The sequence below is a fragment of the Shewanella sp. Shew256 genome (assembly GCF_002196695.1).
In the GTDB taxonomy this organism is placed as follows: domain Bacteria; phylum Pseudomonadota; class Gammaproteobacteria; order Enterobacterales; family Shewanellaceae; genus Shewanella; species Shewanella mangrovisoli.
Genome location: NZ_NAJR01000003.1, coordinates 174,927 through 188,313, shown reverse-complemented (window position 1 = coordinate 188,313; position 13,387 = coordinate 174,927). Strand labels below are relative to the sequence as shown.

General features: G+C 48.1%; 13 protein-coding genes and 7 tRNA genes. 14 read left to right on the top strand and 6 right to left on the bottom strand.

From position 1 onward, the window contains the following. Positions 1–41 precede the first annotated feature (41 nt). The 5 genes from corC to B5P39_RS06530 form a co-directional block, all read right to left on the bottom strand. A complete protein-coding gene (gene corC / locus B5P39_RS06550; protein WP_088210889.1) occupies positions 42–917 on the bottom strand; it encodes a CNNM family magnesium/cobalt transport protein CorC in 876 nt (291 codons plus the stop codon). Positions 918–956: 39 nt separating this feature from the next. Beyond that, positions 957–1,418, bottom strand: a complete 462-nt coding sequence (gene ybeY, locus B5P39_RS06545) for an rRNA maturation RNase YbeY (RefSeq protein ID WP_023268295.1) — start codon at positions 1,416–1,418, stop codon at positions 957–959. Further along, positions 1,408–2,472, bottom strand: a complete 1,065-nt coding sequence (locus B5P39_RS06540) for a PhoH family protein (protein ID WP_088210888.1) — start codon at positions 2,470–2,472, stop codon at positions 1,408–1,410. The genes ybeY and B5P39_RS06540 overlap by 11 nt, the downstream gene beginning before the upstream one ends. 262 nt (positions 2,473–2,734) lie before the next feature. Next, the gene (miaB, locus tag B5P39_RS06535; protein WP_088210887.1) at positions 2,735–4,159 is read right to left on the bottom strand and encodes a tRNA (N6-isopentenyl adenosine(37)-C2)-methylthiotransferase MiaB; all 1,425 of its coding nucleotides are present in this window, start codon (positions 4,157–4,159) and stop codon (positions 2,735–2,737) included. A gap of 139 nt (positions 4,160–4,298) precedes the next feature. Next, positions 4,299–4,631, bottom strand: coding sequence for a hypothetical protein (locus B5P39_RS06530; protein WP_088210886.1), 333 nt, complete (start codon positions 4,629–4,631; stop codon positions 4,299–4,301). Positions 4,632–4,979: 348 nt separating this feature from the next. Here B5P39_RS06530 and B5P39_RS06525 point away from each other — a divergent pair, with 348 nt between their 5' ends. The 10 genes from B5P39_RS06525 to B5P39_RS06480 all read left to right on the top strand — a co-directional run bounded on the left by B5P39_RS06525 (position 4,980) and on the right by B5P39_RS06480 (position 9,176). Continuing rightward, positions 4,980–6,206, top strand: a complete 1,227-nt coding sequence (locus tag B5P39_RS06525; protein WP_176399873.1) for an FAD-dependent monooxygenase — start codon at positions 4,980–4,982, stop codon at positions 6,204–6,206. A gap of 167 nt (positions 6,207–6,373) precedes the next feature. After that, positions 6,374–6,961, top strand: coding sequence for an aminoacyl-tRNA hydrolase (gene pth, locus B5P39_RS06520; RefSeq protein WP_011621799.1), 588 nt, complete (start codon positions 6,374–6,376; stop codon positions 6,959–6,961). Between the two features lie 140 nt (positions 6,962–7,101). After that, a complete protein-coding gene (ychF, locus tag B5P39_RS06515; protein WP_011621800.1) occupies positions 7,102–8,193 on the top strand; it encodes a redox-regulated ATPase YchF in 1,092 nt (363 codons plus the stop codon). 207 nt (positions 8,194–8,400) lie between these two features. Continuing rightward, positions 8,401–8,477 (top strand) — tRNA-Met (locus B5P39_RS06510). 54 nt (positions 8,478–8,531) lie between these two features. After that, positions 8,532–8,616, top strand: a tRNA-Leu gene (locus B5P39_RS06505). A gap of 47 nt (positions 8,617–8,663) precedes the next feature. Next, positions 8,664–8,738 (top strand) — tRNA-Gln (locus B5P39_RS06500). A gap of 22 nt (positions 8,739–8,760) precedes the next feature. Next, positions 8,761–8,835, top strand: a tRNA-Gln gene (locus tag B5P39_RS06495). A gap of 1 nt (position 8,836) precedes the next feature. Then, positions 8,837–8,913, top strand: a tRNA-Met gene (locus B5P39_RS06490). Positions 8,914–8,996: 83 nt separating this feature from the next. Further along, positions 8,997–9,081 (top strand) — tRNA-Leu (locus tag B5P39_RS06485). A gap of 20 nt (positions 9,082–9,101) precedes the next feature. After that, positions 9,102–9,176, top strand: a tRNA-Gln gene (locus B5P39_RS06480). Positions 9,177–9,455: 279 nt separating this feature from the next. Here B5P39_RS06480 and B5P39_RS06475 read toward each other — a convergent pair. Beyond that, positions 9,456–10,091 carry a hypothetical protein gene (locus B5P39_RS06475; protein ID WP_176399885.1) on the bottom strand — a complete coding sequence of 212 codons (636 nt, stop codon included), beginning with the start codon at positions 10,089–10,091 and terminating at the stop codon, positions 9,456–9,458. 405 nt (positions 10,092–10,496) lie between these two features. On the opposite strand from B5P39_RS06475, the gene B5P39_RS06470 reads away from it, so the two are divergent. The 4 genes from B5P39_RS06470 (at position 10,497) to greA (ending at position 13,206) form a co-directional block, all read left to right on the top strand. Continuing rightward, positions 10,497–11,093 (top strand): PepSY-associated TM helix domain-containing protein, encoded by a 597-nt coding sequence (locus tag B5P39_RS06470; protein WP_088210884.1) that lies wholly within the window; start codon positions 10,497–10,499, stop codon positions 11,091–11,093. A 16-nt stretch (positions 11,094–11,109) separates the two neighbouring features. Continuing rightward, positions 11,110–11,622, top strand: coding sequence for a DUF2271 domain-containing protein (locus B5P39_RS06465; RefSeq protein ID WP_176399884.1), 513 nt, complete (start codon positions 11,110–11,112; stop codon positions 11,620–11,622). Between the two features lie 30 nt (positions 11,623–11,652). Beyond that, a complete protein-coding gene (locus B5P39_RS06460) occupies positions 11,653–12,471 on the top strand; it encodes a DUF4198 domain-containing protein (protein ID WP_088210882.1) in 819 nt (272 codons plus the stop codon). Between the two features lie 258 nt (positions 12,472–12,729). Then, a complete protein-coding gene (gene greA, locus B5P39_RS06455) occupies positions 12,730–13,206 on the top strand; it encodes a transcription elongation factor GreA (RefSeq protein WP_011621805.1) in 477 nt (158 codons plus the stop codon). The last annotated feature ends 181 nt before the right edge of the window (positions 13,207–13,387 follow it).

The following is a 13,387-nucleotide window of genomic DNA, read 5'->3' as shown; positions in this document are numbered from 1 at the left end:
GATAATTCTTCTTACACTGAGCGTTATTCTTACGCAGAGGGTTATTCTACGTCTTCACCGACATTGGGGTCGGGGAGTTTAACTCTGAGTTGGATTAAGCGTCTGGTATCGGCATTGATGATTTTAAATTCAATACCTTCGATCATAATGCTCTCATTACGCTCTGGCAGATGACCAAAGGCATGGGATACTAAACCACCGACGGTATCAAACTCTTCATCGCTGAAGTGAGTGTTGAATTCTTCGTTAAAATCCTCGATAGGCGTCAACGCTTTAACCATGTAGACAGTGTTACCGACTTTGCGGATCTCAGTATCTTCAGGGCTATCGTGGTCGAATTCGTCTTCAATCTCACCGACGATTTCTTCGAGAATATCTTCAATGGTCACCAGACCCGATACTCCGCCGTATTCGTCGACGACAATCGCCATATGGTAACGCTGGGAGCGGAATTCTTTGAGTAACACGTCGACGCGTTTGCTCTCAGGCACAACGACGGCGGGGCGGATCACGCGCTCAAGAGAGAAGGGGTCTTCACTGTTTGAGAAACCATAAGGGATCAAATCTTTAGCCAGTAGAATGCCTTCGATATGGTCCTTATCTTCGTTCACCACAGGGAAGCGAGAATGGCCTGAACCGATAACCGTTGCGAGCAATTCTTCGACAGTATTGTCGATTTGAATCGCGACAATTTGAGCTCGTGGGATCATAATATCCCGAACACGCATATCAGAAACTTCTAATACACCTTTGATCATTTCGCGGGTGTCTTCGGTGATTAACTCGCGCTGCTCTGCGCCATCAATCACATCGACTAAGTCTTCGCGATTTTGAGGTTCGCCCTGAAATAACTGACTTACTCTGTCAAACCAGCCTTTCTTTTGGGCGCTCGTACTCGGGGGGATATCGTCACTCATAGTTTTCTCATTAACCTTGATGCTTGGCACTGCGGTTAATTATTGTTCCTTATATGGGTCAGTAAAACCTAAGCTTTCAATGAGTTGAGTCTCTAACGACTCCATCTCTTCGGCTTCTTCGTCTTCAATGTGATCATAACCTAGCAGATGCAGGCAACCATGTACAACCATGTGTGCCCAATGGGCTTCTAGGGTTTTATCTTGTTCACGCGCTTCATTTTCAACGACTGCGGCACAAATGACAAGATCTCCAAGCAGTGGAAGTTCAATTTCTGGCGGTGCTTCAAAGGGAAACGACAACACATTGGTGGGTTTGTCTTTGCCTCTGTAGGTGCTGTTTAGCATTTGGCTTTCACGGGCATCGACGATGCGGATGGTCAGCTCCGCCTGTTCCATGCTGTTACCAATGGCGGTTTTTACCCAGAGGGCAAACTGCTCTTCGCTCGGCAGATAGTCACTCGCCGTGGCGTATTGCACATCTAAGGCTAAATCAAGACTCATGCTTTAAAACTTCCGGTTGCGTTTGTGGGTGCGCTTGTTGATAGTCGCGGCGCTCTTTTTCGGCCTTTAATGCCTGCTCTTTACGATCGTAAGCATCATAGGCTTCGACAATCCGAGCAACCACTGGGTGACGCACTACGTCTTGGGACACGAAGAAGTTAAAGCTGATTTCCTCAACTTGGCTCAGGACTTCAATAGCGTGGCGCAGACCCGACTTAACATGTTTGGGTAAGTCTGTCTGGGTGATGTCGCCCGTGATCACCGCGCGTGAGTTAAAGCCAATACGGGTTAAGAACATCTTCATCTGTTCGACCGTGGTGTTTTGGCTCTCATCGAGAATAATAAAGGCATCGTTTAGGGTGCGACCACGCATATAGGCGAGTGGCGCCACTTCGATGACGTTTTTCTCTATTAAGCGTTCCACCTTTTCAAAGCCGAGCATTTCGAACAAGGCATCATAAAGTGGGCGCAGGTAAGGGTCGACTTTCTGGCTTAAATCGCCGGGTAAGAAGCCGAGTTTTTCGCCTGCTTCAACCGCGGGGCGGGTGAGCAGAATCCGGCGCACTTCTTGACGCTCTAATGCATCAACGGCGGCGGCCACTGCTAAATAGGTTTTACCCGTTCCCGCAGGGCCAATACCAAAGGTAATATCGTGGCGAACAATATTGGCCACATAGGTGCTTTGGTTGGGGTTACGCGGTTTAATCACACCACGGCGGGTTTTGATAAATAAGGCTTTATCGTCACCGCTGTCGTCCTGCTCTAAGGCGATGGCTTCTTGGATTGCCAAGTGCACTTGTTCTGGATCGAGATCCGGCGTGCTGCCCTTGACCGTTTGGGTTTCGATATAGAGCTGCTTAAGTAAGTTATTAGCACTTAAACAGTTACGTGGCAGTCCGGTAATTTGAAAATGGTTGTTTTTACGGACTATCTCAACGCCAACGCGACGCTCAATCTGTTTGATATTGTCATCGAAGGGACCGCACAGCGAGGCCAAACGGCGGGTTTCTGCGGGTTCGAGATACAGATTCATTGTGGTTAATTTACTGGACAAATAGTACTCCTATTGTCAAATACCAAGCAAAGTGCTGAGTAAAAAGCCTAGTGCGATGCCTGTTTGCTATCGCAGTCTCTAATCAGAAGATAATCTCAGTTTACGAGCCATAGCGGATAATTGCTAACGGAAAATCGTTAAGCCCAAGGGTTTTGAATAGCTGCTCTATAGAAGGCAAAAGCCCACAAAACAAAAAGGGCGACACTGAGGTTAACTAACCATGTCGCCCTGATATAGGTGCTGCTCGCTAAATTTTAAACCCTTAAGGTTTAAATTGTGTCACACCGAGATCGTCATCCTGTTTGTGTTTGGCCAGAATATCCGATGGGCGCAGGTTGCGGCGCAGATCCATTTCATCTTCACCGCGGATAAATTTACCGCGCAGTGAGTTAGTGTAAACGTCGACAATTTCGACATCCACAAAGCTACCGATGTGCTTTGGCAGGCCTTCGAAGTTGACGACACGGTTGTTTTCGGTACGACCGCGCAGCTCCATAGGGTTTTTCACCGATGGGCCTTCAACCAGAATACGTTGTACTGTGCCCATCATATGGCGGCTGTAACGCATGGCTTGTTGAGTGATACGGTCTTGCAGAATCGCCAGACGTTGTTTTTTCTCTTCCATATCAACGTCATCGGGTAAATCTGCCGCAGGAGTACCAGGGCGCGCACTGTAGATAAAGCTAAAGCTGTGGTCAAACGCCACATCTTCAATCAGTTTCATAGTATCGGCGAAGTCTTCTTTGGTTTCGCCTGGGAAGCCAATAATAAAGTCTGAGCTGATTTGGATATCTGGACGAGCCTTACGCAGACGGCGGATGATTGACTTGTACTCAATCGCCATATGGCCACGCTTCATTGCCGTCAGAATGCGGTCAGAACCGGATTGCACTGGTAAGTGCAGGAAGCTGACTAATTCAGGAGTATCTTCGTAAACGTCGATAATGTCCTGCGTAAATTCAATCGGGTGACTGGTGGTGAAGCGAATACGGTCGATACCATCGATAGCGGCGACATAGCGTAATAGCTCGGCAAAGGTACAGATCCCGCCGTCGTGGGTTGCACCACGGTAAGCGTTAACGTTTTGACCGAGCAGGTTGACTTCGCGCACACCTTGTTCTGCCAGTTGGGCAATCTCGAGGATGATGTCGTCCGATGGACGGCTGACTTCTTCACCACGGGTATAAGGTACCACGCAGAATGAACAGTACTTGCTGCAACCTTCCATGATAGACACAAACGCCGTTGGGCCTTCGGCGCGCGGTTCTGGTAGACGGTCAAATTTTTCGATTTCAGGGAAGCTCACGTCGATTACGGCCTTTTCGCCACGACGAACTTGGTCGATCATATCCGGCAGACGGTGCAGTGTCTGTGGTCCAAAAATGATGTCGACGCATTGAGCACGGTCTTTGATCGCCTTACCTTCCTGCGATGCAACACAACCACCCACACCAATGATCAGAGCGGGATTTTTATCTTTAAGGGTTTTCCAACGACCTAACTGATGGAACACCTTTTCCTGCGCTTTCTCGCGGATAGAACAAGTGTTTAGCAGTAGAATGTCCGCTTCTTCTGCTTCTTCAGTCAAGGTGTAACCTTGGTATTCGCCTAAAAGATCCGCCATCTTGGATGAGTCATACTCATTCATTTGACAGCCCCAAGTTTTAATATGGAGTTTTTTGCTCATCAGTTGTGTTGCCCTACGCTGCCCAGTAAATATGTGCCCAAGCTGCCTTTGCCCTGTTACAGACAAATCTGGCCGCCCAGTAAAAATAGCGCGACATTTTACCCGCAGTTATGGCTGCTGACCAGCTTTGTCCACATTTTTACTCGCTAATCCCCTGAGATTGTGATACCCACAAAGAAGCTAGGTTTATCTCGGCTGACGGGTTTTGTGCTAGGGATGGCTGGCTAAATTGAGCCGTATTTGCCATTTCTAACAAGCTATTACGGGCTTGAATGCTAATGTCTTCACGGATTTCGAGTCGAAATACGCTCAACATTTCCGTGGTATGTAGATATAGGGCATAATCGAGCGGGTCGCGGTAACTGACTGTGATGGTTTCCATCACGGGCGTTGCCGCCAGGGCATGACTAAATGGGATCGCGCTGCAAATCAGTAGACTACTGGCTATCTGCAAGTGGATGAGTGTTTTCATGACATCCTCACTAACTCTATTAAGTGGATTCACTGGTAACTCGTCCCGAACGGCTAGGGCTCGCTAAGTGAGAAGCTAATCGGCTTATCCCGCAGACCGCCTGAGATCCCCGCGGGGTTGCCTTAGAGTGTAGTGGCTTTGCCAAGGCTGAAAACTTGCCTTTGTAAGCAACTGTGAGCAAATGCGCCCCTAGCAACATTTGCTCACCTTTGAGCTGAAATTGACATGCTTTTGATACAATGCCCGTGATCAGATTGATGCGCTTTAAGCTTGAGGCTTAAGTTCGAGCTCTGCTAAGAGTAAAGTGCGTCAGATAAATGGAAAGAATTCTAAAGAGTGGTAACTAAGATGAGCCAAGCGATAAGCCAAACACAGCAACCAAGCCAGACAACCACAGCTACTCAGCTATTTGATGTGATCCTTGTCGGTGGCGGTATGGTGGGCGCGGCAACGGCTATCGGGTTGGCGAAGCAAGGCTTGCAGGTGGCGGTGATTGAATCATTTGCCCCCGAGGCTTATTCCCCCGAGCAGGCATTAGATGTGCGCGTGTCGGCGATAAGCGTGGCCTCCGAACAGCTACTCGAGCAGTTAGGCGCACTCGAGAGTCTGCTTAACATGCGTAATGTGCCTTATCTGGGCTTAGAAACCTGGGAGTTTGATGGCTGCATTACTCAATTCCATAGCTCACAAATTGGCGCGAGCCATTTAGGGCATATTGTTGAAAACCGTTTGGTGCAACTCGCCCTGTGGGAGCAAATGCAGCAATGGGATGCGATTAAATTGTTTTGCCCCGAGCGTGTGGCGACATTTTCGCGCCTCGCAGACGGTGTGAGTGTGCACTTACAATCCGGTATTCAGCTTGAGGCAAAGCTGCTCATCGGGGCCGATGGCGCCAACTCGCAGGTGCGCCAATGGGCGGGAATTGGCATTTCGGGGTGGGACTATGCCCAATCGGCGATGCTGATTAATATCCAAACCGCCCAAGGCCAGCAAGATGTCACTTGGCAACAATTTACCCCTAACGGCCCGCGCTCGTTATTACCTCTACCCGGCAATCATGCGTCATTAGTCTGGTATGACGATGCCAATCGCATTAAACAGTTAATGCAGCTCAATCATAAGCAGCTTGCCGACCAAATCCGCCAGCATTTCCCTGCTCGCTTAGACAGTGACTTTACTGTCGAAGCCAAAGGCAGCTTTGCCCTCACGCGCCGCCACGCGAATGCCTATTTTAAGCCGAATGTGGTGATTTTAGGGGATGCTGCGCACACCATTAACCCGTTGGCGGGCCAAGGGGTTAATCTCGGCTTTAAAGATGTCGAGGCCTTACTGGCGGTCATCAAGACTGCATTAATCGAGGATAAACCTTGGTGGTCCACCGAGGTATTAAATGCCTATCAAGCTAAACGTTATCGCGATAATCAGCTGATGATGACGACCATGGATGTGTTTTACGCAGGCTTTAGTAACGACATTCTGCCACTAAAATTACTGCGTAACTTCGCGTTAAAACTGGCCAATATTAATTCTCCCATCAAGCGAACCGTGCTGAAGTATGCGATGGGGCTCAATTAGGCCACATCGTGAGTGCTGACTCACTTGGCATTTGTTGACTTACGCATTGAGTGCTAAAATGCCGCGTTTTTAACGAGCATAAGCGGCATTATTAACTCAAGATGGTCGTCCATGTGCGCTTTGCCATCGACCAATTAACGCAGTATTGAGTGCCATTAGTGAGTGTCATGAGCGAAATTAAATTAATCGTAGGTCTTGCCAATCCTGGCGCCGAATATGCGCAGACTCGCCATAATGCGGGCGCTTGGTATGTGGAAGAATTGGCCCGCATCTGTGGCGTCAGCTTAGTGCCGGATAGCAAGTATTTTGGCCTCACCGCCAGAGCCGTATTGCATGGCAAAGATGTGCGTTTGCTGATCCCAACCACCTATATGAACTTAAGCGGCAAAGCCGTGGGGGCCTTAGCGAATTTCTTCCGTATTACGCCTGAAGAAATTCTAGTGGCCCACGATGAGTTGGATATGCCGCCAGGTGTGGCTAAATTTAAACTCGGTGGCGGTCATGGTGGCCATAACGGTTTAAAAGACATTATTGCTAAACTGGCTAATGATAAAAACTTCTACCGTTTACGGATTGGGATTGGCCATCCTGGCGATAAGAATAAAGTAAGTGGTTACGTACTGGGTAAGGCGCCAGCCAAAGAACAAGAGCTGATCAACGCCGCCGTAGATGAAGCTGTACGCTCCACTGAAGTGCTATTTAAAGAGGACATGGTGAAAGCCATGACTCGCTTACACTCCTTTAAAGCGGAGTAAGTCCTGTGCTCGCGGCCTGCGAAAAGGACGGCGAACACAAGGACAATAGAATTAATCAATGTACTGCCTAAGGGCAGGCTGACTATAAACTTGCTGGTGAGTGTGACTCGCCAGCCTATCATCGAGAGAAAGGTAAGAATATGGGTTTTAAATGCGGCATTGTTGGTCTTCCTAACGTAGGTAAATCAACGCTTTTTAATGCGTTAACTAAGGCTGGCATCGAAGCGGCAAACTTCCCGTTTTGTACCATCGAGCCAAACACTGGCGTTGTACCTGTGCCGGATCCACGCTTAGACGCGCTGGCGGCGATTGTAAATCCGCAACGTGTACTGCCAACCACGATGGAATTCGTGGATATTGCTGGTCTAGTGGCGGGCGCGTCTAAAGGTGAAGGCCTAGGTAACAAGTTCCTTGCCAACATCCGCGAAACCGATGCTATCGGTCACGTGGTGCGCTGCTTTGAAGATGACAACATTGTCCACGTGGCTAACCGTGTTGACCCTGCGCGCGATATCGAAGTCATCAACACTGAATTGGCATTAGCCGACTTAGACAGCTTAGAGCGTGCGGTGATCCGCCAACAAAAACGCGCTAAGGGTGGTGATAAAGACGCTAAGTTTGAAGTGGATGTTCTCGAGAAGATGCGCCCCATCCTCGATGAAGGCCATATGCTGCGTTCTATGGAGCTGTCTAAGGAAGAATTAGAAGCGGTTGCTTACTTAAACTTCTTAACCTTAAAGCCAACCATGTATATCGCTAACGTGGCTGAAGATGGTTTCGAAAACAACCCACATTTAGATGCAGTGCGTGCCATTGCTGAAAAAGAAAACGCCATTGTTGTGTCTGTGTGTGCCGCCATTGAGTCAGAACTGGCTGAAATGGAGGCGGAAGAGCGTGATGAGTTTATGGCGGACCTCGGGTTAGAAGAGCCAGGGTTAGACCGCGTGATCCGCGCAGGTTACCAATTGCTGAGCCTACAAACTTACTTCACCGCAGGTGTGAAAGAAGTGCGCGCTTGGACCGTTTCTGTCGGCGCGACTGCACCACAAGCGGCGGGTGTTATCCACACCGACTTCGAACGTGGCTTTATTCGTGCTCAAGTGATGGCATTTGACGACTTTATTACCTATAAAGGTGAAGCAGGCGCCAAAGAAGCGGGTAAGTTACGTGTAGAAGGCAAGACATACATTGTTCAAGACGGCGATGTCATGCACTTCCTGTTTAACGTATAACAGCTTTGATAAAGGGCTAAGCTTTAGAAAGTAAGGCAAAATACGGGCAACAGAGGTCGATTTAGCGCATCTGTTGCTCAGTTTGGTGAAGTAATAGCCGAACGGTTTGTCTCGAAGGAAATAGCGAAAAAAAGCTGTTGACCTCGATACCTCGAATAAGCATAATACGCCCCGTTCCTCGCTACGAGGGGCACGCAATAACGAAGTGGCAATGTAGCTCAGCTGGTTAGAGCACAGCACTCATAATGCTGGGGTCGCAGGTTCAAGTCCCGCCATTGCTACCATTTCGTTATACTAGCGTTTGCTAGCATCAATTCAGGATGTCAACTTGAAGCAGTGCGGGAATGGTGAAATTGGTAGACACGCCAGATTTAGGTTCTGGTGCCGAAAGGTGTGAGAGTTCAAGTCTCTCTTCCCGTACCATTATTTTTAAACATCGGCGTAAGCGGATGTATGAAACAAGTTAGTGATGGGGTATCGCCAAGCGGTAAGGCACCGGGTTTTGATCCCGGCATACCTAGGTTCGAATCCTAGTACCCCAGCCATCATTTCATGTTTCTCAGTTTTTGGGGTATCGCCAAGCGGTAAGGCACCGGGTTTTGATCCCGGCATACCTAGGTTCGAATCCTAGTACCCCAGCCATGGCAATGTAGCTCAGCTGGTTAGAGCACAGCACTCATAATGCTGGGGTCGCAGGTTCAAGTCCCGCCATTGCTACCATATTTAAATCCACGTTAAATCAATTTGATTTATCTGGTAAAAATCCAGAGACGCCTTTGTTTGCCAATCTGGTACATTTTGATGCGGGAATGGTGAAATTGGTAGACACGCCAGATTTAGGTTCTGGTGCCGCGAGGTGTGAGAGTTCAAGTCTCTCTTCCCGTACCATCAAAGTGAAACAAGTTAATTGGGGTATCGCCAAGCGGTAAGGCACCGGGTTTTGATCCCGGCATACCTAGGTTCGAATCCTAGTACCCCAGCCATAGTTAAAAAGCCCGTCCTACGACGGGCTTTTTGCTTTCTGTCTTTTGTGATGTGCTTATCGAGTCACTCCCTTATTACTTCGTTATCTTTCAATCTTCTGCTCTATTACTCGCGTGTTATGGCTTTATTTGGCTATGTGCGAATGACTAAGGGCTAAGAGACGCTTTGGGAATGGGGGTGTCACCGAGATAAAAAAGCCACAGTGCTTAATAAGCACTGTGGCTGACACCGACAAAAGTGAAATGCGACTAAAACGTTCGCCGAGCGTTGATTAGTTATTATTGAACGGGTTTAACTTCTTTTACTGGCGTGGGGGCTACGACTTCGCTCACCGCCTTTTCAAGCACTGCTTCCTGTGTCGCTTTTACATCGCCTGTGGCAACCGCTTTCAGGGGTGCGGCCGCTGGAACTTGTTCTTGCAGTTTCTCCGTGCCTGCATCTATCGCCTTTTGCTGTAGTTTTTGCGGATCTGTGTAGTCAGCCAGTTCTTTAGGCCAGCTTGGTACCAGTTTCTCAGCCTGATCGGTAAATTGCTCAGAGATAATTTTTGGCGATCCACCCGTAAGCAACATCACCGCCATTTGGTTGGTTTCTGAGTTCCACACAAAGCCTGCTTTTTCGGCCATTTCCGGCACTGGCGTATAGGTCGATACCATATAAAACAGTGGACCTTCCTGCTGGATTTTATCGGCGGTTTTCAGCAGCGATACCGTGGTCTCGTAGTTGTCTCCGAGCAGAGCTTTCATCCGATCTTTAATCAGTGGCTGTTCGAACAGCCCCACGTCATTTGGATTTAATCCGACAAGGGGTTTTAGCAGTGCCCACATGAGTTGGCCTTGGGGTGACATCAATAGCAGTGGGGCAACACAGGCATTAAGCATTAGTGCGAGCCAGATAATGTGTAGGCAACGCATTTTTTTGAGCAGAGTTGTACTCAAGATGATATTTCCTTTGGAAGTACCAGCAAGTCGCCGGCGGCGGATTGTAGCCGATTGCGATTCTGTAAACGAGAGGGGTGAATAAGTAAATTTTTACAGGGATTAGAGGGTAAAAGGTTAAGTTTTATCTAATTGAATTTGTATTGGTTTTACAATTATTTCTGTTTTCTCCTCCTCGTTTCTCGCTCTGCGAGTTTGCGATATTTCCCATCAACGTTGCCGTTATACCGTACTTATGATGTAAAGAATGTAAAGTTGGGTTTTGTTGATAATAAATATCATTTACTCTCTATCCCATTAACTTTCGTTAATACAGGCTATTAGCCAACGGTTGGTGGCGATTTAGGCGCTCGCCTAATATCCCTTCTTGAGAGTCAGTCATTGAAATTAAAAGTTAGTAAATCATCGCTTTCCTTCGCTCGGACTATTCATGTTTATGTCTCTATGGCACTGCTGCTGTTAATGCTGTTTTTTGCCGTAACCGGGATCACTTTAAACCATCCCAATTGGTTTTCTTCAGCGGATCAAGAACCGCGACGTGAACAGTTTGATATTCCTAATTATTTAATACCAGCTGCGCCGCAGGAGCCTGAATGGCGTTTAGCGGCGGGGCATTGGTTAAAAAGCCAATGGGATATGGATATTGGCACTGCCGATATCGATGAGGATGAGATAAGCCTAGTAAATAAAGGCCCTGGCACCTATCGCACCATCACCTTAGATCTGCTCGACGGCAAAGCCTATGTTGAGACCTTAGATTATGGCGTTGTTGCGGTGCTCAACGATCTGCACAAGGGGCGCAATACAGGAACGGTATGGGCTTGGGTGTTAGATCTTTGCGCCTTGTTGATTATTCTCTTTTCGCTCACCGGCGCCTATTTGCTGCTGCCTCAAACGAAGCGACTTAAAAAATCCTTGTTTTATATGGTGCTCGTCAGTTCAGGCTGTGCACTTGTGTATGTCTATTTTGTTCCATAGGGAGAACCGATTAATGATGCGTCAGCTTATTCGCACCAGCGCCGTCGGTGCGTTGTTTGTGAGTTCAGCGGTATTTGCCGCGCCGAAAATGACCGTTGATCTGACCTTGCCAGAAATTACCGAGGGCCAGTATCACAGACCCTATGTGGCGGTGTGGGTTGAGGATAGCAAGGGCCAAACCGTTAAAACCATAAGCCTATGGGTATGGGACGAGGGCCATAAATGGCTCAAGGACATTCGCCGTTGGTGGCGAAAGGCGGGGCGCGAAGACATGAGCTTTGTCGACGGTATCGCCTCGGCGACCAAGCCTGCAGGCCATTACAAAATTGATTGGGACTTAACGGATGATGCGGGTAAACCGCTGACGCCAGCCTCCTACACAGTGTTTATCGAAGTGGTGCGCGAGCACGGCGGGCGTGACCTCGTGAGACAAAATATTGATTTAACGGCGGGGGATTTTACCGCCCAGCTACCAGCAACCACTGAAACTGGCGTGATTGATATTCGCTTGAGCGGTATGACTCGCTAAGCCCTGCACTTTACTGAAAAGGATATGAAGATGAAACTACGTTTACTTGCCTTAGTTAGCGCGCTCTGCATCAGCCCATTGGCGAGCAGCCATGACCGCTGGATTTTACCTAGCCACTATAACGTCTCGGCCGAAAGCCAAGAGGCGGTGTGGATCACATCTGATGTGTCCGCCAGTAACCAAGTGTTTATGTACGATAAACCGGTGACCGCCAGCGATGTGCGAGTGTACTTACCCGATGGTAAGCCAAGCTCCCCAAGTTCAAGCTACACTGGCGGTCGTAAATCGGTGTTCGATGTGCAATTACTGCAAGACGGTACCTATAAATTTGAAAAGGAAGTCACGCCGAGATACTTTTCTGTTTACAAAATCAAAGGTAAAGAAGGCATGGTTCGCAGTCGACTCGATAAAAAAGCGACAGCGGCCGTGATGCCAAAGGATGCCTATGAGCTTAAAGGCTCATTGAATGTGGCACGGGTCGAAACCTATGTGACCCGCAACAAACCCACCGATAAGGTATTAGCGCCGAAGGGGGAATACTTGGAATTGGTGCCTATTACCCATCCCGCTGATATCGTTGAAAATGAACCCGCAACATTGCAGTTTGTTTATGATGGTAAGCCTGTTGAAGGCGTGAGTGTGGCAATCATGAAGGATGGCAGCCTGTACCGTAACAAGCCGGAAGAAATCAGTTTAACTTCGGATAAAGAAGGTAAAGTGGCGATGACGCTGCCCGCTGCTGGTCGTTATCTGCTGCATGCTTCAATCGAACGTCCAAGTCCTGATAAATCGCTTGCCGATAAAACAGTTAGCGAAATCTTTTTGACCTTCGAAGCTGGGCTTGAATAAGCGCAGGCTTTAATGCTCCTTCTTAGCAATGCCCACAAGTTCGTTTGTGGGCATTTTGTTTTATCCTACTTAAGTTCGCACTATTATACTTTGGCACTAGCATCTGAGCCTGAGCTTCAGTAAGCTGCACTGGTGCATAGTTCTTGATGCATCCCAAGCGCATAACGATTAGAATAGCGCAATTCCACCCTGATTTTACTGTGTTGACCTTTAGCGTCGGCACGGGTTGCTTTTGTTTTAAAGGAGACGAAAGAAGTTATGACTAAGGTTCCTATGACAGTTGTCGGTGCAGAACAGCTGCGTAAAGAGTTAGATATGCTCAAGTTTGAACGTCGCCCGAAAATCACTGAAGCGATTGCCTCAGCGAGAGAGTTAGGCGATCTAAAGGAAAACGCGGAATATCATGCAGCCCGTGAAGAGCAAGGGATCTGTGAAGCGCGTATTCGTGACATTGAAGGCAAACTTTCTAACGCGCAGATCATCGACGTGACTAAGATGGCGAACAATGGTCGTATCATTTTTGGTACCACTGTGACTATCCTTAATCTGGATACCGATGCGGAAGTGACTTACCGTATCGTGGGCGACGATGAAGCTAACATCAAAGAAAACCTGATTTCAGTTAACTCTCCGATTGCCCGTGGTTTAGTGGGCAAGAATGAAGGTGATGAAGTGTCGATCGCAACCCCTGGTGGTTTGACCGATTACGAAATTATTTCGGTGCAATACATCTAAGTCTTGGTATCGCCATACTCGATTGTTTACCGATAAAAAAGCCGCCTAGTGCGGCTTTTTTATACGTAAAACACTGCAAAATCAGAATCTTCAGCGCACAAATTCGCAAGATGGATAAAGTTTAACTTGCCTCTAAAGCGGCCGTTACCTAAGCTGCATGCTTGGAGCTTTCTATGCATTC

Coding starts and splice junctions, on each gene's coding strand:
- miaB (WP_088210887.1), bottom strand. CDS start 4,159: ATGAGCAAAAAACTCCATATTAAAACTTGGGGCTGTCAAATGAATGAG.
- B5P39_RS06465 (WP_176399884.1), top strand. CDS start 11,110: ATGCGTCAGCTTATTCGCACCAGCGCCGTCGGTGCGTTGTTTGTGAGT.
- ybeY (WP_023268295.1), bottom strand. CDS start 1,418: ATGAGTCTTGATTTAGCCTTAGATGTGCAATACGCCACGGCGAGTGAC.
- B5P39_RS06475 (WP_176399885.1), bottom strand. CDS start 10,091: ATGCGTTGCCTACACATTATCTGGCTCGCACTAATGCTTAATGCCTGT.
- B5P39_RS06530 (WP_088210886.1), bottom strand. CDS start 4,631: ATGAAAACACTCATCCACTTGCAGATAGCCAGTAGTCTACTGATTTGC.
- B5P39_RS06460 (WP_088210882.1), top strand. CDS start 11,653: ATGAAACTACGTTTACTTGCCTTAGTTAGCGCGCTCTGCATCAGCCCA.
- ychF (WP_011621800.1), top strand. CDS start 7,102: ATGGGTTTTAAATGCGGCATTGTTGGTCTTCCTAACGTAGGTAAATCA.
- corC (WP_088210889.1), bottom strand. CDS start 917: ATGAGTGACGATATCCCCCCGAGTACGAGCGCCCAAAAGAAAGGCTGG.
- greA (WP_011621805.1), top strand. CDS start 12,730: ATGACTAAGGTTCCTATGACAGTTGTCGGTGCAGAACAGCTGCGTAAA.
- B5P39_RS06525 (WP_176399873.1), top strand. CDS start 4,980: ATGAGCCAAGCGATAAGCCAAACACAGCAACCAAGCCAGACAACCACA.
- pth (WP_011621799.1), top strand. CDS start 6,374: ATGAGCGAAATTAAATTAATCGTAGGTCTTGCCAATCCTGGCGCCGAA.